The sequence below is a fragment of the Streptomyces sp. NPDC053426 genome (assembly GCF_055585405.1).
In genome coordinates this window covers 228,836-246,320 of record NZ_JBVJKE010000006.1, presented here as the reverse complement: position 1 = coordinate 246,320, position 17,485 = coordinate 228,836, and the positions used below count along the sequence as shown (strand labels likewise).

15 protein-coding genes and 2 tRNA genes are annotated in these 17,485 nt (G+C 69.9%); 7 read left to right on the top strand and 10 right to left on the bottom strand.

The window, feature by feature from the left end; all coding sequences use genetic code 11:
- The first annotated feature begins 30 nt into the window (after positions 1-30).
- From ACZ62B_RS14885 to ACZ62B_RS14875, 3 genes are all read left to right on the top strand, one after another.
- Positions 31-810 carry an HAD-IIA family hydrolase gene (locus tag ACZ62B_RS14885; RefSeq protein ID WP_344563628.1) on the top strand — a complete coding sequence of 260 codons (780 nt, stop codon included), beginning with the start codon at positions 31-33 and terminating at the stop codon, positions 808-810.
- Between the two features lie 93 nt (positions 811-903).
- The gene (locus tag ACZ62B_RS14880) at positions 904-1,527 is read left to right on the top strand and encodes a sortase domain-containing protein (protein ID WP_468719448.1); all 624 of its coding nucleotides are present in this window, start codon (positions 904-906) and stop codon (positions 1,525-1,527) included.
- Positions 1,528-1,924: 397 nt separating this feature from the next.
- Positions 1,925-2,953, top strand: a complete 1,029-nt coding sequence (locus ACZ62B_RS14875) for a glycoside hydrolase family 6 protein (RefSeq protein WP_344563624.1) — start codon at positions 1,925-1,927, stop codon at positions 2,951-2,953.
- 66 nt (positions 2,954-3,019) lie between these two features.
- Here the strand turns inward: ACZ62B_RS14875 and glxA are convergent, their stop codons facing one another.
- The 3 genes from glxA to ACZ62B_RS14860 all read right to left on the bottom strand — a co-directional run bounded on the left by glxA (position 3,020) and on the right by ACZ62B_RS14860 (position 7,510).
- Entirely contained in the window at positions 3,020-4,960 is a 1,941-nt protein-coding gene (gene glxA, locus ACZ62B_RS14870; RefSeq protein WP_344563622.1) for a radical copper oxidase GlxA, read from the bottom strand.
- Positions 4,957-6,969 (bottom strand): glycosyltransferase family 2 protein, encoded by a 2,013-nt coding sequence (locus ACZ62B_RS14865; protein ID WP_344563620.1) that lies wholly within the window; start codon positions 6,967-6,969, stop codon positions 4,957-4,959. The genes glxA and ACZ62B_RS14865 overlap by 4 nt, the downstream gene beginning before the upstream one ends.
- A 467-nt stretch (positions 6,970-7,436) precedes the next feature.
- A tRNA-Lys gene (locus tag ACZ62B_RS14860) sits at positions 7,437-7,510 on the bottom strand.
- Between the two features lie 206 nt (positions 7,511-7,716).
- On the opposite strand from ACZ62B_RS14860, the gene ACZ62B_RS14855 reads away from it, so the two are divergent.
- The 3 genes from ACZ62B_RS14855 (at position 7,717) to ACZ62B_RS14845 (ending at position 11,088) form a co-directional block, all read left to right on the top strand.
- Complete coding sequence (locus tag ACZ62B_RS14855; RefSeq protein WP_469690548.1) at positions 7,717-9,015, top strand: peptidoglycan-binding protein; 1,299 nt, start codon at positions 7,717-7,719, stop codon at positions 9,013-9,015.
- Between the two features lie 124 nt (positions 9,016-9,139).
- Positions 9,140-10,345, top strand: coding sequence for an SPFH domain-containing protein (locus ACZ62B_RS14850; RefSeq protein WP_469690546.1), 1,206 nt, complete (start codon positions 9,140-9,142; stop codon positions 10,343-10,345).
- A gap of 137 nt (positions 10,346-10,482) precedes the next feature.
- Positions 10,483-11,088, top strand: a complete 606-nt coding sequence (locus ACZ62B_RS14845; RefSeq protein ID WP_468719450.1) for a lytic polysaccharide monooxygenase auxiliary activity family 9 protein — start codon at positions 10,483-10,485, stop codon at positions 11,086-11,088.
- Positions 11,089-11,159: 71 nt separating this feature from the next.
- Here ACZ62B_RS14845 and ACZ62B_RS14840 read toward each other — a convergent pair.
- The 6 genes from ACZ62B_RS14840 to ehuB all read right to left on the bottom strand — a co-directional run bounded on the left by ACZ62B_RS14840 (position 11,160) and on the right by ehuB (position 15,329).
- Positions 11,160-11,233: transfer RNA gene (locus tag ACZ62B_RS14840), tRNA-Lys, on the bottom strand.
- An 86-nt stretch (positions 11,234-11,319) separates the two neighbouring features.
- Positions 11,320-12,078: an IclR family transcriptional regulator gene (locus ACZ62B_RS14835; protein ID WP_468881477.1), complete on the bottom strand. Its 759-nt coding sequence runs from the start codon at positions 12,076-12,078 to the stop codon at positions 11,320-11,322.
- Between the two features lie 195 nt (positions 12,079-12,273).
- Complete coding sequence (gene ehuA / locus ACZ62B_RS14830) at positions 12,274-13,065, bottom strand: ectoine/hydroxyectoine ABC transporter ATP-binding protein EhuA (RefSeq protein ID WP_344563610.1); 792 nt, start codon at positions 13,063-13,065, stop codon at positions 12,274-12,276.
- On the bottom strand, positions 13,055-13,705 hold the full coding sequence (ehuD, locus tag ACZ62B_RS14825) for an ectoine/hydroxyectoine ABC transporter permease subunit EhuD (protein ID WP_030216979.1): 651 nt from the start codon (positions 13,703-13,705) through the stop codon (positions 13,055-13,057). The genes ehuA and ehuD overlap by 11 nt, the downstream gene beginning before the upstream one ends.
- Positions 13,705-14,418: an ectoine/hydroxyectoine ABC transporter permease subunit EhuC gene (gene ehuC, locus ACZ62B_RS14820; RefSeq protein ID WP_468886247.1), complete on the bottom strand. Its 714-nt coding sequence runs from the start codon at positions 14,416-14,418 to the stop codon at positions 13,705-13,707. Before ehuC ends, ehuD begins: the two co-directional genes overlap by 1 nt.
- Positions 14,415-15,329, bottom strand: coding sequence for an ectoine/hydroxyectoine ABC transporter substrate-binding protein EhuB (gene ehuB, locus ACZ62B_RS14815; RefSeq protein ID WP_468881470.1), 915 nt, complete (start codon positions 15,327-15,329; stop codon positions 14,415-14,417). Before ehuB ends, ehuC begins: the two co-directional genes overlap by 4 nt.
- 97 nt (positions 15,330-15,426) lie before the next feature.
- On the opposite strand from ehuB, the gene ACZ62B_RS14810 reads away from it, so the two are divergent.
- Positions 15,427-15,921: a DUF3830 family protein gene (locus ACZ62B_RS14810; protein ID WP_344563602.1), complete on the top strand. Its 495-nt coding sequence runs from the start codon at positions 15,427-15,429 to the stop codon at positions 15,919-15,921.
- Positions 15,922-16,094: 173 nt separating this feature from the next.
- Here ACZ62B_RS14810 and ACZ62B_RS14805 read toward each other — a convergent pair whose 3' ends face one another.
- A complete protein-coding gene (locus ACZ62B_RS14805) occupies positions 16,095-17,483 on the bottom strand; it encodes an amidase (protein WP_468886249.1) in 1,389 nt (462 codons plus the stop codon).
- Positions 17,484-17,485: the final 2 nt, after the last annotated feature.

Below are 17,485 nucleotides of genomic sequence, written 5' to 3'. Positions count from 1 at the left end.
CAGGACCGCGTACGGCAGGAGATCCCGCACATGGCAGACCGCAAGCCGATCGAATCGTGGCTCACCGACATGGACGGGGTGCTGATCCACGAGGGCGTACCGATCCCCGGCGCCGACTCCTTCATCAAGAAGCTGCGCGACTCCGGGAAGCCCTTCCTGGTCCTCACCAACAACTCGATCTACACCCCGCGCGACCTGCACGCCCGGCTGCTCCGCATGGGCCTGGAGGTGCCGATCGAGAACATCTGGACCTCCGCCCTCGCCACCGCCAAGTTCCTGGACGACCAGCGCCCGAACGGCTCGGCTTACGTCATCGGCGAGGCCGGACTGACCACCGCGCTGCACGACATCGGCTACATCCTCACCGACCACGAGCCCGACTACGTGGTCCTCGGGGAGACCCGTACGTACTCCTTCGAGGCCATGACGAAGGCGGTCCGCCTGATCAACGACGGCGCCCGCTTCATCTGCACCAACCCCGACGAGACCGGCCCCTCCACCGAGGGCCCGCTCCCGGCGACCGGCGCGGTGGCCGCGCTCATCACCAAGGCGACCGGCAGGCAGCCGTACTTCGCGGGCAAGCCCAACCCGCTGATGATGCGCACCGGCCTCAACACCATCGGGGCCCACTCCGAGAGCAGCGCGATGATCGGCGACCGGATGGACACCGACGTGCTGGCCGGCATCGAGGCCGGGATGCAGACGTTCCTGGTGCTCACCGGGCTGACCCGGACCGAGCAGGTGGAGAACTGGCCGTACCGGCCGTCCAAGGTCGTGGACTCCATCGCGGACCTCGTCGACCTGATCTGACACCGACGTTCACTCGTACGGAGTAATCGCCGCGCTCACGAGGATGCGGCCCCGGACCCCGCGCGGGACCCTCCAGATGTCTGGAGGTGCACGATGGGTTCCGACGAGGAACGCTGCCCGTCCGGCACCGGGCGGCTGCTCGCCGGCGTGGCCTGGGTGGTGCTGCTGCTCGGGCTGTGGCTGTGGGGCCGCGAGCGGAGTGACGTACCCGCCGGGATGTCCGGGACCGCCACCGGTGACATGGCGGCGGCCGGACGGCCTCCCAGGGTCGAACTGCCGCCCGCGCACCGCCCCCTGGCCGCCGCGGTGCCGCGGCGCCTCGACATCCCGGCCCTCGGCCTCCACGTACCGGTGGTGGCCGACGGGCACGGCCGGCCGGGCACGGTCGGCCGGCCCGCGGGCGGGGTGACACCGGGGGAGCCCGGCACCGCGCTGCTGGTGGGGTCGGCCACCCTCCACCCCGTGGACGCGCTCGAACCCGGCCAGGAGATCCGGGTGGCCCGCGCGGACGCCGGGGCCGCCGAGTTCACCGTGGAGGACGTCCGGGTCCTCTCCCACTCCCCCGAACGGTTCGACACCCGGCAGGCCCCCGAGCCGCGCCGCGAGGGACGGGCCGAACTCCGGCTGGTCGCCTGCGCCGGGCCCCCCGACCGGACCACCGGCGGCTGCGCGGCCGACGTGATCGTCTCGGCGTATCTGACCGCGACCGGACCCTGAGCGCAGGTGCCCGCCACCCGGCCCGGCCCGCGGGCCGCTCCCCGGAGGCCGCCGGCCGGGCCGGTCCTCGACCGCGCGGGGTCCGGGCCGCGGGAGTGACCCGGCGACCGGCGCGGGAGGCCGCGACGCCCGTGGTGCGCACGGCTCCGGAACGAAGGACGGGCCGGGCCCAGGGGCGACCGACGCCGAGTCCCGGTCCCGTCGCGGTTCGTGATCCCCGCAGGTGATCCCCGCCGGTGGCCCCGCCACCGGCCCGTACGGCACGACCGGGAGTGCCTGTGCCACCACGCTGTAACAGCTGGCGGACAAGGTGGGGTTCGACCTCGTGGGCGTCGCGGGACGTATGTCAGGATTGGGGCTCGGAGCACATGGAACAAGTGCACCCAAGGGGGGCTTGATGTACGGCAGCAGGGGGGTCGGGGCGTTCACCGGGGGGCGGGCGTCCGCCGTGGTGCTGGGGGCGGCGCTACTGATGACCGGGTGTTCGTCCTCGGACGACAAGGGGGCCGCGGACGCCGGCGCGGGGATCACCCAGCAGCCGAAGGAGTCCGACCCGTTCTGGGTCAACCCGGACGGCACCGCCGCACGGCAGGTCGCCCGACTGGTCGAGGACGGCAAGAAGTCGGAGGCCGACCAGATCCGCAAGATCGCCCAGCAGCCCGTCGCCGAGTGGATCAGCCCGGAGAACCCCGAGGAGCAGGCCCGCGGCTTCACCGAGGGCGCGGACGAGGCGGGCCGCACCGCGCTGCTGGTCCTCTACAACATCCCGCACCGCGACTGCGGCCAGTACTCGCAGGGCGGCGCCGCCGACGGCGACGCCTACCGCGACTTCGTCGACGGTGTCGCCAAGGGCATCGGGGACCGTCCGGCGACCGTGATCCTCGAACCCGACGCGGTACTGCACCTGGTGGACGGCTGCACCCCGGACGAGTTCCACGAGGAGCGCTACGACCTCCTCAAGGGCGCCATCGCCAAGCTGAAGGGCCTGAAGAACACCAAGGTCTACCTGGACGCGGGCAACGCCGGCTGGGGCAACCCCGACCAGATCCACGAGCCGCTCAAGTGGGCCGGCATCGACCAGGCCGACGGCTTCTCGGTGAACGTCTCCAACTACTACTCCACCGAGGACTCCATCGCCTACGGCAAGCAGCTCTCCGCCAAGATCGGCGGCAAGCACTTCGTCATCGACACCAGCCGCAACGGCAACGGCCCCTACACCGAGGGCGCCGAGGACGAACGCTGGTGCAACCCTCCGGGCCGCGCCCTCGGCGAAACCCCGACGACGAAGACGTCCGACCCCCTGGTCGACGCCTACCTGTGGGTGAAGCGACCGGGAGAGTCGGACGGCGAGTGCAAGGGCGGCCCGAAGGCCGGCGAGTGGTGGCCGGAGTACGCTCTCAAACTCGCCCAGGGATCAACACCCTAGGGGCGCGGGGAACTGCGCGAGAAACCACAGCGCTCCCGCACCCATAGAGCACCACCTGCGGGAGCGCTACGGCACTTGCACCCACTGAGCCTTGCTGGGCACACCGTCCCCGTCATTGACGAACAGCATGTACCACCCCGACTGCACCAGGTTCTTGCTCTCCGGCACCGTCACAGTGATCTTGTCCCCGTCCGCCTCGAAGTCCAACGCGATGGACCGCTGATCCACATCAGTGACATGCGTGGACGCGCTGGGCCGGATCAACCGCACGCTCTTCACCGACGCCGCGTCCGCCGAGGTGAACGTCCCGGACTCCCCGCGCTCGATGGTCTTCGGCCCGCCCGACAGATCGGGCTGCTCGTTGTCCCCGTACAGGTACGGCGGCGTGTAGATCTCGATGCGCTGCTCGAACTCGCCCGGCTTGGTGTTGGCCTTGTCGGCGTAGAGCGAGTCGGAGCCGAAGACCATCACGCGGCCGTCGGGCAGCAGGATCGAGCCCGAGTGGTAGTTGCGGCCCACCAGCGGGTCGGCGACCCGCTGGAACTCGTTCTTCTCCGTGTCGTAGATACGCGCCTCGAGGATGTTGGAGTCGCCGCGGCCCCGGTAGTCCTCCGAGCCGCCCGTGACCAGCACCTCGTCGTTCGGCAGGATCGACGCCTGCGGATAGCGGGTGCCCTTGTCCAGCGACGGCCCGTCGACGAACTTCGGATCGTCGGCCTTGAGGTCGACGATGCGGGTCTTCTCGCTGGAGAGCTGGGACTCGCCGACCCCGCCGCCGCCGATCACCATGTACTTCTCGTCCTGTGCCGGCGGCAGCAGCACCGTGCCGGACGTCTCCATCATGTTCGGGTCGCTCAGCCCGGGGATCTTCTCGAACTTGTTGGTTTCCACGTCCCAGACGCCCGGGTCGCGGCCCACGTCGTCCGGTCCGTAGCCGGCGTTCGAGCCCGAGTAGAAGATCTTGCCGTTCTGCATCAGGAACAGCGCCGGGTACGTCGGGAACTGGCGGACCTTCTCGGTGTAGGTCCACTCCTTGGTCTCGGGGTCGTAGACCTCGTTCTTGCCCGGGACGAGCTGGCCGATGTCGTCGAGGCCGGAGACGCTGAGGATCTTCCCGTCGCTCAGGGTGGTGAGCGTCGGGTACCAGCGGGACTCCTTCATCGGGTCGACCTTGATGTACTTCTCGGCGACCGGGTCGAACTCGAAGGCGTCGTCGATGCCCTGGAAGTCCTTCTTGTCCAGGGCGAGCTTCTCGGCGATGCCGTACGTGTTCTGCGCGTCCTCGCCGCTCAGCCCCTGCACGGTGTAGTTGTCCTGTGTGCCGGTGGCGTACTTGTTGCCGTTCTTCTCCGCCTCGACGTAGGTACGGCCGTAACCCGGGGTGTTGCCCAGGAACTCGCCGGTCTCCGGGTCGAAGTTCTTCTTCGCGCGCGGGACGAGCACCGGGTCCTTCGAGACGAAGGTCTTGCCGTTCTCCTTGCCGACGAACTTGGTGCCCGCCGGCAGGGTGATCGGCTTGTCAGGGTTCTCGTTGTGGACGACCATCAGGCCGCCCGCCTTCTTCACGTCACCCTTGAGCTTCTCGTACCGCTTGGTGCCGCCCGCGATCAGCAGATTGCCGTTGGCGAGCTGGGTGTGGCCGGTGCAGAACAGGTCCTCCGGCGTGGGCACCTTCTTGATGGTGCCCTTGACCGGGTCCCAGATCCGGGTGTCGTACTTCTTGGCGTCGAAGTTGTCCTGGTCGTTGCCCGACCCGGCGATGAGCAGCACCTTGCCGGTGCGCAGCAGCGCCGCGTGGATGGTGTTCTGCCGGTACTCCTCGGGGAACTCGACGATCTCCCACTTGCCGTTCTCGGCCTTGTACTCGGGCTGGTTGATCTTGTACTGGTGGTATTTCTCGGTGCTGAAGCGGTACAGCCACGGCCCGTTCATTCCGGCCAGCGCCAGCACCACCGCCGTGCCTATCGCGATCCGACGGGCGCGACGGCGGCCTGCACGGTCCTTCATTCCTTACGTCCCCCAAGTCCACCAAGGGCGATCTGCATGGTCTGGTCGTTCCCGGGGGCCGCGCCCCCGGTGCCCGCGGCGGGCCCGCCGTGCGAGGCGGCCCACTGGGGCCGTTCCTGCGGGGCGTGCTGCTGCTGCGGCATCTGCGGCAGCGTCTGCGTCCGGGGCTCCTGCCCGGCGTCCGGCTGCCCGCCCCCGGCACGGTCGCCGGGCTTCTTCCGGTCCTGCCGCATGCCGTGCCGCCAGGCGAACATCGGCGCGGCGGTGATCAGCAGGGCGAAGGTCGCCCAGATCACCATCGCCGGGTGCGAGTGCCCGTAGACGTAGCCCGCGGCGATGGAACCGGCGAAGATCAGGATGAAGTACCAGTGGTACCGGAAGGTTCCGAACCAGGTGTCCGGGCTGGCCGAGTCACCCTTCGGGGTGACCACGAACTTGCTCTTCTTGCGCAGGACGGAGTCGATCAGCGCCTTCGCGTACAGCGGCGCCGACAGCGCGGACATCACCATGCCGGCCACACCGCCGGAGCCCTCCGGCTCGTGCGGCGAGACGTTGTGGCGGCGGTTCCAGACGTACAGGCCGATCTGCAGGGCGGAGGCGTTGCCGTAGAGCATCAGCCAGACCGCCGGGTCGATGTTCACACCCGAGGCGCCCAGGCCCAGGAACAGCGCACAGCTCAGCGCCGCCAGGATCCAGTTCAGGGCCGACATCGGATAGAAGATGATCATCATCGTGTAGTTGAAGAGCTTGCTCGGCGGCAGCGAGTACCAGCCCTTCCAGTACTGCTTGAGGATCGTCTCGTACGTACCGCGCGACCAGCGCATCTGCTGGGTGAAGAAGTCGGTCCAGGCGTTGGGGCCCTCACCGACCGCGAGCACGTCCGGGGTGTAGACCGAGCGCCACTTCTTCCCCGTCGCCGGGTTCTTGTGGCGGTGCATCTCGAAGCCGGTCGCCATGTCCTCGGTGATCGAGTCGTACAGACCGCCGATCTGCTTGAGCGCCTTGATGCGTACGGCGTTGGAGGTGCCCACGAACATCGGCGAGCCGTAGCGGTTGCCGGCGCGCTGGATCAGCGCGTGGAAGAGGAACTGCTGGGACTCGGCGGCCTTGGTGACGAAGTTGTCGTAGTTGCCGTAGACCTGCGGGCCGATGACGAAGCCGACGTCCGGGTCGCGGAAGAAGCCGAGCATCCGCTCCAGGTAGTTCGGCAGCGGCACGTGGTCGGTGTCGACGGAGGCGAAGTAGTCGTAGTCGTCGCCGTGCGCGTCCAGCCAGGCGTTGTAGTTGCCGTGCTTGGTCTTCGCGCGGTGCGCGCCCTTCTTCTGGTTCCACTTCGCGACGCCCTTGCGGGAGAAGTGGTGCACGCCGAGCCGCGCGCAGACCTCCTTCACCTCGGGGTCGTCGCCCTCGTCGAGCAGCCAGACGTGCATCAGGCCCCGGTGGCGGATCTTGACGGCCGCCTCCAGGGTCTTCGTCACCATCTCCAGCGGCTCCTTGCCGGGCACGAAGGAGGTGAGGAAGGCGACCCGGGTGCCGGTCTCGGGCACCACCGGGATCGGGTCGCGGGCGACCAGCGTGGCGTGCGCGTTCGACAGCACGTTCATACAGCGGAAGAACTCGATCAGACCGATCGAGACGAGCATGACGACGTCGAGGGCGGGCAGCCACTCGAACTCCACGTAGTCCCGCTCGGTCCAGTGCGAGGGCTGGAGCAGCCAGAACAGCAGCACCAGCGACAGCACCGGGGCGGCGGCCAGCATCAGCGCGATCCGGATGCGGTGCGGCTCCTGGCCGATCAGCGAGCGGTACTGCACCTTGTACGGTTTGTTCGGATCGGGCTGGGTGAGGGGGCCCGCGAGCCGGCTGTAGTGCTCGTAGTCGTATCTCGGCAGCGTCTTCCTGATCCGGCGGAACGCGCCCGTGTTCCAGTTCCGATGGCCGGGCACCCTGAGCTGGGTGGTCTGGGACGGGTCGTCGTCCCTCTGGGCGCCCGTCGGCGTCGACGTCATGAGTCATCCCCCCAACACACGGCTGCCACCGCGTGCTTCGTAGCTTCCGCACGTCCGGTCGGGTGCCCCTCGACCGTCACGGACGTATCAGTGGTGGACCGCTGTCACCACGTCACCCACACCTTATAGACACGGCACAGCGCTGTTCCGGTTGCATGATGCCCCCCTCGGCACCGCTTCATGATGCGGGACTCCTCGCCCCGCATCACCGGCAACCGGTTTCTTTCCCCCCAACCGCCGCGAACCCGCAGCAACTTGAAGAACCCAGGTTCTACGGTGCCCATCATGATCGCAAGATGCGAAACACGGTGTTCACCGGTCATACGGGATCATTGTGAACGGTGAGGGAGAGCCGTGGGGGCGATGTTGCATACGTGCGCCGAGTGGGTTGCGTTCAACGGTCGCGAGGGGGTATCAGGCCAAAAACCGACGGGCCCCTCGTGTGCACGAGGAGCCCGTCGGGTCGGTGCGCCGCCAGGGACTCGAACCCCGGACCCGCTGATTAAGAGTCAGCTGCTCTAACCAACTGAGCTAGCGGCGCCTGCTGACGTCGTAACTCTACAGGACCCCGGCGGGTGCTCCCGACCGCCGGCCGTCCGGCCGCCGTCCGCGGTCCACGCCCGGTGGGGACCGGTCCGCCGCCCGTACATCATTCGGACCGTCAACATGCGCGTGCGGGGGACCGTTGCGAAACTGACCGTCGTGCACGGACGTGGCGAAATCGACCGGGAGTGTGAGGGGAATCTCATGGAGTCTCCGGTATTCGAGGAAATCGATCCGGCGGACGACTGCGACTGCCCCGGCTGCGCGCTCTGGCGACGCGTTCTGCCGCATTCCCGGACCGGCCGCTTTCCCGGCCATCCGGCGGCGGCGCACCGGACCGCTCTCGTCGTGGCGGTCGCGGCGTCGGCCGCGGTCGCCGCGCCCGCGGTCGCCGCCCCCCAGGTCCAGCGGCCCGCCGGTCCGGACGTTCCCGCAGGTGACGAACCGGGCACCCCGCAGGGGGCGCGGGCCCCGCTGCACGGTCCCGGCGGTCAGGCGGCCCGGCCCGCGAGCCCCGCGCGGGTGCCCGCGATCACCCGCGCGGACATCGTCGAGCGGGCCCGGAACTGGGTCACCCGGAAGGTTCCGTACGGTGTGGGCTCCTACTGGTCCGACGGTTACCGGCAGGACTGTTCGGGTTATGTCTCGATGGCCTGGCGGCTTCCCGGGAACGAATGGACGGGCAGCCTCGGGAAATACGCCGAGAGAATCACCAAGGACGAACTCCAGCCGGGCGACATGCTGCTGTTCCACAATGCGGCCGACCCGTACGGCGGATCACATGTGGTCCTTTTCGGCGGCTGGACGGACACCGTCCGCTCCCAGTACGTCGCTTACGAACAGACCGCGCCGCACACCCGCCGGAAGACCACTCCGTACGCCTACTGGAACAACTCCGCGCGCTATGTCCCGTACCGCTACAAGGGGGTGACCGACGGCGCGGCGGGGGCGGGGGCGTCCCTCCCGACGGGCCGGACGCCGTTCCCCGGAGCGGCGTATTTCGGCCCCGGCGCGGAGAACGAGTACGTCGCCGAGCTCGGCCGGATGCTCGTCGCCCGTGGTGCCGGGCGCTTCTACCCCGCTCCTTCCGGGCTGCGCTGGACGGACGCGGACCGCAGGGCGACCCGGGCGTTCCAGGAGGCCCAGGGGTGGCGGGGCGCGGCGGCGGACGGGCTGCCGGGGCCGTTGACCTGGGAGCTGCTGGTGACCGGCGGGGGCCGGGACGTACAAAGCGGAGATTCCGCTTCCGGCTCGCACGGGGTGCCGGGCTATCCGGGCCGGGCGTCGTTCCGGCCGGGCGCCGTCAACGACCATGTCACGCGGCTCGGGAGACAACTGGTGAAGAAGGGGTTCGGCCGGTACTACACGAAGGGCCCGGGACCGCGCTGGAGCGAGGCCGACCGCCGCAATGTGGAGGCCTTCCAGCGGGCCCAGGGCTGGCGCGGCGGAGCGGCGGACGGACTGCCGGGACCGGAGACCTGGCGGCGGCTTTTCCTTTCATGACGTCCCATGACGTCCCATGACGCTCTGTGGCGTCCCATGATGTTCTGTTCACGTTGCACGACGTCCCATGGCGTCCCTGGAAGTGACCGATGTGACGCATCTGGCGCGGAGGCTGGAGGCACGCATGACCACGACGACATCCCCCATTCCCGAGAACGTTCCCGAACACATCCCCGAACGCGTTCCCGAGTCCGGGGGACCGGTGGACGGTGGCCAGGTGGACGGCGGTCCGGCGGGTGGCGCGGCGGGCGTTCGGCCGGTTCGGCTGATCCATACCGAGTCCACCACCGAGATCCCCGTCCACCTGCTGTTCCGCGACGCACCCGAGCCGGCGCCGGTGCGGCTGCGCCCGGCGGTCGTCGCCCGCCGGGCGGACGCGGACGGGAAGGTTCCCCAGGGACAGGGACAGGGACAGGGCCAGGGCCAGGGCACGGGGAAGCGGGCCCGGTCGGTCGTCCCGCAGGTCGACCCCGAACTGGTGGAGCGGCCCGCGCGGGTGCTGCCCGGCCTCGTGGGGGTGCTCGCCGGGGTGTGCGGGGCGGCCGGCTGCGCGGTCACCTCGTGGTGGGCGGGCGTACTGCCGCCGCCGGTGGTCCAGGCGCCCGGCGCGGCGGGGCTCGGCCCCGCGCAGTGGGCGGCGTATGCGGGGGCCGGGGCGCTCGGCCTGATCGGGTTCGGCGGGCTGGCCCGCGGGCGGACGGGGCGGGCCTGGGTGCTCGGCCTGTTCGGCCGCTACCGGGGGACCGTCCGGCGGACCGGGCTGATGTGGATCAACCCGCTGCTGCTGCGCCGCCGGGTCGACGTACGACTGAGGCACTGGCGGGGCGAGCCGGTGCGGGCGGCCGACCGCAGCGGGGTCGCACTGCGGGTGGCCGTACTGGTGGTGTGGCGGGTGCGGGACACCGCGCGGGCGACGCTGGGCGTCGAGGATCACGAGGCGTACCTGCGCGCGTGCGTCGAGGCGGCGCTGGTGCGGGTGCCGGTGGCGGCGCCGGGCGCGGGCAAGGGCGCGGTGGAGGCGACGCAGGACGCGCTGACCCGGCTGGTGGCGGCGGACACCGCGCCGGTGGGGTTGGAGGTGTTCGCGGTGCGGCCGGTCCGGGTGGAGTACGCGCCCGAGGTGGCCGCCGCGATGCACCGCCGCCGGATCGCCGCGCTGGACGCCCAGCACCGGGCGAGCGTGCTCGGCTCGGTCGTGGACTCGGTGGAGGACACGGTGACCCGGCTGACCATGCGGGGGCTGGTGGAGCTGGACGACTACGAGCGCAAGGTGCTGGTGAAGGACCTGACGGTGGCGTTCTGCGCGGGACGGGGAGAAGCGGGGCCGTGAACGGCGGGGGGAACGGCGGGAGAACAGGCCCTGTGATTGGTATGGACATGTTCAACGCACGGCAATAATCTCAAACTTGGTCTAGACCTACCTGCACGGCTCACGGAAACTCCCCCACGTTCACCAGGAGCAGCAGCATGCGCACAAGGACCAAGACGTACGCAGCCGCGGTGGGGCTGGCCACGACCGGAGCGCTTGTGCTCTCCTCCGGTGGTGCCAGCGGCCACGGCTACACGGATCTGCCGGTCAGCCGGCAGAAGCTCTGCCAGAACGGCTCGGTGGCCAACTGCGGATCCATCCAGTGGGAGCCGCAGAGCGTCGAGGGCCCGAAGGGCTTCCCCGCCTCGGGCCCCGCCGACGGGCAGCTCTGTTCCGCCAACAACACGCGGTTCGCCCAGCTCGACGGCCCGAAGACCCCCTCGGGCGGCGCCTGGCCCACGACCCGGGTGTCCGGCGGCCAGAACTACACCTTCCGGTGGCAGTTCACGGCGATGCACGCCACCACCGACTTCAAGTACTACGTCACCAAGCCGGGCTGGAACCAGAACCACAGGCTGTCCCGGTCCGACCTCAACCTCACCCCGTTCTTCACCGTGCCCTACAACGGACAGCGTCCGCCGCAGACCCTGTCGCACAGCGGCCGGCTGCCGTCCGGGCTCAGCGGACACCACGTGATCCTCGCGGTGTGGACGGTCCACGACACGGGCAACGCGTTCTACGCCTGCTCGGACGTGACGTTCTGAACGCTCTGAACGCGTGAGCGTCGCCTGGGCACGCCAAAGGGCCTCTCGCTCCCACGAGAGGCCCTTCTCGGTGCGCCGCCAGGGACTCGAACCCCGGACCCGCTGATTAAGAGTCAGCTGCTCTAACCAACTGAGCTAGCGGCGCATGACTCCCGCCGTCCGCTTTCGCGGTCGGCGACAGAGAAAATACTACCCGGTCCTCGGGGGTGGTCCGTACCACCCCCGAGCGCGCTAGATCGTCAGCGACAGCAGTACCGGGGCCGCGTTCCGGTTGAGGGTGTCGGCGGCCTGGCGCAGGCGGTGGGCGTGCGCCAGGGGCAGGGACAGCGCCAGACAGCCCACCGAGGAGCCGGCCGTGATCGGGACGGCCGCGCAGACCGTGCCGACCGCGTACTCCTGGAGGTCGAGGACCGGCACGGTGGGCGGCTGCGCCGCCAGCCGGGAGAGCAGCAGCGTGTCACTGGTGATGGTGCGCGAGGTGAGCCGGGCCATCCGGTGCCGGGCGAGGTGGTCGCGCCGGCCGTCGTGGTCGAGCTGGGTGAGCAGGCTCTTGCCCAGCGCGGTGGCGTGCGCGGAGTGACGGAAGTCCACCCACTCGTTGACCTTCGGGGTGGTCGGGCCGTCGGCGTACTGGGTGACCTTGACCTCTCCGTCGACGTACCGGCTGATGTAGACGGCGGCGCCCACCCGGTCGCGGAGCCGGTCCAGGGTGCCCTGGATCTTCTCGCGCAGCGCCTCCTCGTGTCCCTCGGCGGCGCCCAGACGGGCGAAGGCCGCTCCGGTGACGTACGCGCCGTCGGTGATCTGCTCGACGTAGGCCTCGCGGCGCAGCATCCGCAGGAGCGTGGTCAGCCGCTCCACGGTGAGGCCGGTCTCGCGGGCGATGTCGGTGTCGGTGACTCCTGTGGTGCGCCGCGCCACCGTCTCCAGGACGCGCAGCGCGTCCTGGACCGAGTGGTACGACGCGGTCGGCTCGTGCCTCAGCGCCACGGTTTCCCCCTGCGCTCGCTCTTGGGGCCGCAATCCGGTCAGCGAATCCCTTCCACGATAGCCGTCAAACGGCCTCGGGGAAGCGGGTGTTGACGAGATCGCGGCCCCCTCATCTGCGGCGCCGACCCCCTGGCATATGCCAAGGGGATGATCCAGGGTGCCGACCTCGGGTGATGCCCCGCCCACGGTCCGTGGCTACAGCACCGCGCTGAGGAATTCCCGTGTCCGGTCGTGCTCCGGCTCGCTGAAGATCTTCTCCGGCGCGCCCGCCTCGATGATCCGGCCCTGGTCGAACATCAGCACCTGGTCGGAGATGTCACGGGCGAAGTTCATCTCGTGGGTCACGCAGAGCATGGTGATGTCGGTGGAGCGGGCGATGTCCCGCAGCACGTCCAGGACGCCCGCGACCAGCTCCGGGTCGAGCGCCGAGGTCACCTCGTCGAGCAGCAGCACCTGCGGCCGCATCGCCAGCGCCCGCGCGATCGCCACCCGCTGCTGCTGACCGCCGGACAGCTGCGCGGGGTGCTTGTCGACGTGGTCGGTCAGCCCGACCATCTCCAGCAGCTCCCGGGCCCGCTCCTCGGCCGCGTCCTTGGACATGCCGAGCACGGTGACCGGGGCCTCGGTGATGTTCCGCAGCACCGTCATGTTCGGGAACAGGTTGAACTGCTGGAACACCATCCCGATCTTCTTGCGGACCTCACGGACCTGCTTCTCCGGCGCCGGGAAGAGCTGCTCCCCGTCGACGGTGATCGTGCCCTCGTCGGGCTTCAGCAGCGTCATCAGCAGCCGCAGGATCGTGGTCTTGCCCGAACCGGACGGACCGATCAGCGTCACGTGCTTGCCGGCGTCCACGGAGAAGTCCAGGTGGTCCAGGACCGTGTGGTTCCCGAACCGCTTGGTGACCTGCTCGAGGCGGATCAGCTCGCCGCCGCCCCTCGGGCTCTCGGGCTTCTTGTCGAACGGGGCGTGGGTGTCAGTGGACAAGGCGTCGCTCCAGGGCTCGCAGGGCAAGGGAGGCCAGGTAGGAGATGACGATGAAGGCGAAGCCGATCACCGTCAGGGGCTCGGTGAACTGGAAGTTCTGCTGCGAGAACAGCCGCGCCTCACCGAGCATCTCCAGCACGGTGATGGCCATCAGCAGCGGCGTGTCCTTCAGCATCGAGATGACGTAGTTGCCGAGCGCGGGCACCACCCTGCGCACGGCCTGCGGCAGGATCACCGCGGTCCACGTCCGGCGCAGCGGCAGGTTCAGCGCCGTCGCCGCCTCCCACTGGCCCACCGGCACGGCCTCGATGCCAGCCCGGTAGACCTGCATCGTGTACGTCGAGTAGTGCAGCCCGATGGCGAAGACGCCGGTGGTCAGCGCCGAGAAGGTGACCCCCCACTCGGGCAGCACGTAGAACAGGAAGAAGAGCTGCACCAGCAGCGGGGTGTTGCGGACGAACTCCGTCACCGCCCCGACCGGCCAGGTCACCCAGCGCGTCGGCACCCGCATCAGCAGCGCCCACACCAGGCCCAGCGCGAACGAGATCAGCGAGCCCAGGACCAGGATCTGCAGGGTGACCAGCAGACCGTCCCAGAAGTGCGGCATGAAGTCGGAGACCGCGCTCCAGTCCCACTTCATCAGACGGCACCCCCCACGTTGGTCGTCTCGGGCCGCTTCAGCTCCACGTCCGCCTTACGCGCGGGCGCCTTGCCGACGCCGGCCTTCAGCTTCTTCTCCAGACCGCGCATCAGACGGGTCAGCAGGAAGGCGATCACGAAGTAGATCAGCAGGACGTACGTGTAGATCTCCGCGCTCTCCTGCAGCGCCAGGCGCACCAGGTTGGCGCTGAACGCCAGGTCGCCCATGCCCATGATGGACACCAGGGCGGTGCCCTTGAGCAGCTCGATCAGCAGGTTGGAGAACGGCGGGATCATCTCCGGCACCGCCTGCGGCAGCAGGATCAGCTTCATCCGCTGCCAGGGCGTGAAGCTGAGCGCGATACCGCCCTCACGCTGGGCCGGGTCGACCGCGGCGAGGGCGCCGCGCACGATCTCCGAGCCGTACGCCCCGTAGGTCAGGCCGAGTGCCAGCGTGCCCGCCCACAGCGGCACGAGCTGCCAGCCGAAGGCCGGGGGCAGCACGAAGAACACCCAGAAGATCATCACAAGGGCCGAGGTCCCGCGGAACACCTCGGTGTAGAAGCCGGCGAGGAAGCGGACGATCCACAGCCGGTGGGTGCGCGCGACGCCCACGACGAAGGAGACCGCCGTCGCCAGCAGCGCGCTGAGCACGAGCAGTTGGATGGTGACCCAGACGCCCTCGAGTACGCGTTCCCAGAGTCCCGATGTCATCCGCCGCAGAGCTCCTTCGCGGTCATGTCCGTCATCTCGTCCTCGGTGAAACCGAAGGGCTTGAGGATCCGGAGGAGCTCGCCGCTGTCCTTCAGCTTGCGCAGTTCGGCGTTGAAGGCGTCCCGCAGGTTGGTCTCGTTCGGCCGGAAGGCGAAGCCGCCGCCGTCGACGTGCGGCTCCCCGTCGACGATCGGCTTGAAGGCCTCCGTCACCTCGGCCTTGCCGGACTTCTTCACCACTTCGCGGGTGGTGAGGGCGGTCCCGGCGAAGACATCGGCACGTCCGGCCTCGACGGCGTTCAGGCCGGCGACCTGATCGGGGACGATCAGGATGTCGCTCTCCTTGTACCCGGCCTCGACGGCGTACGCGATCTCCGCGTACCCGGTGCCGGTGGCGAACTTCGCCTTCTTCTCGACGACGTCCTGGTAATTGTGCAGGTCCTTCGGGTTGCCCTTGCGCACGATGAACGAGTCGAGCATCTGGTAGTCGGGATCGGAGAAGATGACCTGCTGACAGCGGTCCGGGTTGATGTACATCCCGGCGGCCACGACGTCGAACTGCTGTGAGTTCAGCCCGGGTATGAGCGAGCCGAACTCGGTGGGCACGGGCTGCACCCGGTCCACGCCGAGCCGTTTGAAGATGACCTTGGCCAGCTCCGGCGCCTCGCCGGTCAGATCGCCGTTCTTGTCGATGTAACCGAACGGGATCTCGCCGGCTATGCCCAGACGGGCGACGCCCGCGGCCCTGAGCCGTTCCAGCAGGTCACCGCCGTTCGTCGTCGAGGCGGTGGGCACGCGGGAACAGCCCGCGGCACCCAGCGCGCCGAGCGCCGCGACCCCCGCGAGCAGCGACCGACGTGAGGGCCCGGAGGCTTCTCGGAATCGTCTCAGTGGTTGTAGTGGTGGAGCCATGGCGGCGCGGCTACCCGAACCGATGCGAGTTATTCCGGCCGGTTTCAGCCCCGTTCGGCGGTCGGGCGGTCTTGACCGGCGCGGGACGATGGGGGACATGGCAGACCGATACCTTGAGATCTCCCTGGTCAAGCGTGGAATCAGCTGCACGGCCCGACTCCTCGACGACCGGGCGCCGATCACCTGCGAAGCCGTCTGGAAATCTCTCCCGTTGTCCGGCGACGTCTACCACGCCAAGTACGCGCGCAACGAGATCTACGCCCTCTTCCCGCCCTTCGCGGACGCGGAACCGCCCCTGGAGAACCCGACGGTCACCCCCATTCCGGGCGATCTGTGCTATTTCTCCTTCGCGGGCGCCGAGTTGGGCACGAAGTCCTACGGCTACGACCGCGAGGTCCGCCCCGGCACGACGGTCGTGGACCTGGCCCTGTTCTACGAGCGCAACAACCTCCTCCTCAACGGCGACGTGGGCTGGGTCCCCGGCATCGTCTGGGGCCAGGTGGTGGAGGGCCTGGACGCCATGGCCACCGGCTGCAACGACCTGTGGCGCACGGGCGCGGCAGGGGAGACACTCAGCTTCCGCAGGGCATAGCCGCGGGCAGTCGTGCCGCAGGGCGGCACGGGTGGGCGGTGGGGGTACCTCCCGCTCATGGGGGTACCTCCCGCTCGAGCGAAGCCGAGAGTGGGGGAGAAGCCGAGAGTGGGGGAGGCACCCCGCAAGCGCGGGTAAGCGAAACCCACCCCCGCCCACACCCACGTCGGCCACTACTGGGCCGACGCCCCCGCGTCGTACAGCGCGTGCGCAGCCCGCAGCACCAGATCGTCGCGATGCCGGGCGGCCACCAACTGCAGCCCGATGGGCAGCCCGTCCCCGTCGACCCCCACCGGGACGGTGGCCGCCGGCTGCTGAGTCATGTTGAACGGGTACGTGAACGGCGTCCACCCCGTCCAGCGGCGATAGCCGGACCCCTTCGGCACCTCCGCTCCCGCCTCGAACGCCGTGACCGGCACGGTCGGGGTGACCAGCAGGTCGTAGCGGTCGTGGAAGCGGCCCATCCGGCGGCCCAGGCCCATCCGGACGTCCACCGCGGCCAGATACTCCAGCGCCGAGTACCGGGCCCCGGCACCGCAGATCTCCCGCAGCCCCGGATCGAGCATCTCCCGCTGTTCACGCGTGAGGTGCTGGGTCACCCGCGCCGCACCGGCGAACCACAGGGTATGGAAGGCCTCCACCGGGTCGGCGAGATCGGGGTCGGTCTCCTCGACGTACGCGCCGAGCCCGGCCAGCCGCTCCACCGCCCGCCGCACCGCCGCCGCGACCTCCGGACGTACCGCCACCTGCCCGCCGAGCGACGGCGAGTACGCCACCCGCAGCCCGCGCACCCCGCCCGCGAGCCCCTCCGAGAACGAGCCGGGCGCCGGCCCGAGCGCCGACCAGTCACGGGAGTCCGGGCCGCCGATCACATCCATCAGCAGCGCCGCGTCCGCCGCGTCCCGGGTCATCGGGCCGACGTGCGCCAGCGTGCCGAACGCGCTCGCCGGATACAGCGGCACCCTCCCGTACGTCGGCTTCAGCGCGAAGATCCCGCAGAACGCGGCCGGGATCCGGACGCTGCCCCCGCCGTCCGTCCCCAGGGCGAGGGGTCCCGCGCCCAGCGCCACGGCCGCCGCCGCGCCCCCGCTGGACCCGCCCGCCGTGCGCGTCGGATCGTGCGGGTTGCGCGTGACACCGCTCAGCGGCGAGTCCGTCACCCCCTTCCAGCCGAACTCGGGGGTCGTCGTCTTGCCCAGGAACACCGCGCCGTGCTCGCGCAGCCGGGCCACCGAGGGCGCGTCCTCGTCCCAGCGGCCCGCCGCCGGGTCGATGGTCCGCGAGCCCTTCAGGGTCGGGGCGCCGCGCAGCAGCAGGATGTCCTTCACCGTGACCGGCACCCCGTCCAGCAGCCCGCACGGTTCACCGCGCCGCCACCGCTCCTCGGACGCCCGCGCCTGCTCCAGCGCCTCCTCGGCCAGCAGCCGGACGAACGCGTTCACCTCCGGCTGGATCTCCTCCGCCCGCTCCAGCGCAGCCCGGACCACCTCCACGGGGCCGAACTCACCCCTGCGGTAACCATCGAGGAGTCGTACGGCGGTCAGCTCGGTGAGCTCGGACATGC

Excerpts from the sequence above, each read along its gene's own strand:
- ACZ62B_RS14885 (WP_344563628.1), top strand. The coding sequence starts at position 31 with ATGGCAGACCGCAAGCCGATCGAATCGTGGCTCACCGACATGGACGGG.
- ACZ62B_RS14880 (WP_468719448.1), top strand. The coding sequence starts at position 904 with ATGGGTTCCGACGAGGAACGCTGCCCGTCCGGCACCGGGCGGCTGCTC.
- ACZ62B_RS14875 (WP_344563624.1), top strand. The coding sequence starts at position 1,925 with ATGTACGGCAGCAGGGGGGTCGGGGCGTTCACCGGGGGGCGGGCGTCC.
- glxA (WP_344563622.1), bottom strand. The coding sequence starts at position 4,960 with ATGAAGGACCGTGCAGGCCGCCGTCGCGCCCGTCGGATCGCGATAGGC.
- ACZ62B_RS14865 (WP_344563620.1), bottom strand. The coding sequence starts at position 6,969 with ATGACGTCGACGCCGACGGGCGCCCAGAGGGACGACGACCCGTCCCAG.
- ACZ62B_RS14855 (WP_469690548.1), top strand. The coding sequence starts at position 7,717 with ATGGAGTCTCCGGTATTCGAGGAAATCGATCCGGCGGACGACTGCGAC.
- ACZ62B_RS14850 (WP_469690546.1), top strand. The coding sequence starts at position 9,140 with ATGACCACGACGACATCCCCCATTCCCGAGAACGTTCCCGAACACATC.
- ACZ62B_RS14845 (WP_468719450.1), top strand. The coding sequence starts at position 10,483 with ATGCGCACAAGGACCAAGACGTACGCAGCCGCGGTGGGGCTGGCCACG.
- ehuD (WP_030216979.1), bottom strand. The coding sequence starts at position 13,705 with ATGAAGTGGGACTGGAGCGCGGTCTCCGACTTCATGCCGCACTTCTGG.
- ehuC (WP_468886247.1), bottom strand. The coding sequence starts at position 14,418 with ATGACATCGGGACTCTGGGAACGCGTACTCGAGGGCGTCTGGGTCACC.
- ehuB (WP_468881470.1), bottom strand. The coding sequence starts at position 15,329 with ATGGCTCCACCACTACAACCACTGAGACGATTCCGAGAAGCCTCCGGG.
- ACZ62B_RS14810 (WP_344563602.1), top strand. The coding sequence starts at position 15,427 with ATGGCAGACCGATACCTTGAGATCTCCCTGGTCAAGCGTGGAATCAGC.
- ACZ62B_RS14805 (WP_468886249.1), bottom strand. The coding sequence starts at position 17,483 with ATGTCCGAGCTCACCGAGCTGACCGCCGTACGACTCCTCGATGGTTAC.